Raw genomic sequence first — 605 nt, 5'->3', positions numbered from 1 at the left:
CATTGCCCTGGCCGAATTCGCCATGGCAGCTGGCGCATTGCGCCTGGAAGAGCTCGTCGCCCTGCCGGACCGTGCCCTTGCCCGGCGGCAGGCCGACGCCGTCTGGGCGGACATCGATGTCCCAGGCCTTGATCTCGGCCGGCAGTGCGAGGCGACCCAGCCCGAGCGGCACCGGCTTGGAAGCGGTTGCGGCGGCGGCAGGAGCAGAGGTGGGAGTCTTTGCAGGCTTGGCCGTCTGGGCGATCAGCGGGCCGGCACCGAGGATGGCGAGGCCGGCCAGGCCTGCGAACAGGACGGGCTTAAGCGATCTCGACATTTTCGGTCTCCCCGTTGGGCCGGACCTGCCAGGTCTGGATGCCGTTGTTGTGGTAGATGGAGTTGACGCCGCGGACCTTGCGCAGTTCGTCTTTGGTCGGCTGGACATAGCCGGTCGAATCCATGGCTCGGGACTGGATCAGCAGTTCCTGCCCGGCCCAGTCGAAATCGACGTAGAAGCGCGTCAGCGACTTCTCGAGCACGGGCCCGTCGATGCGGGCGGCCTGCCAGTTCTTGCCGCCGTCGAGCGTGACGTCGACCCGCTTGATCGTACCTCGCCCGGACCAGGC

General features: G+C 67.6%; 2 pseudogenes. Both read right to left on the bottom strand.

What is annotated here, in order from left to right:
* Nucleotides 1–316: pseudogene (locus tag AX750_RS26940) on the bottom strand (cytochrome c); the annotation flags it as partial.
* A pseudogene (locus AX750_RS16125) lies at nucleotides 300–605 on the bottom strand (sulfite dehydrogenase); the annotation flags it as partial. The pseudogenes AX750_RS26940 and AX750_RS16125, both read right to left, overlap by 17 nt.

It is taken from the genome of Methylobacterium sp. CCH7-A2 (assembly GCF_001557075.1).
Classification (GTDB): Bacteria; Pseudomonadota; Alphaproteobacteria; order Rhizobiales; family Beijerinckiaceae; genus Allobosea; species Allobosea massiliensis.
This window is presented reverse-complemented; position numbering and strand designations above follow the sequence as displayed.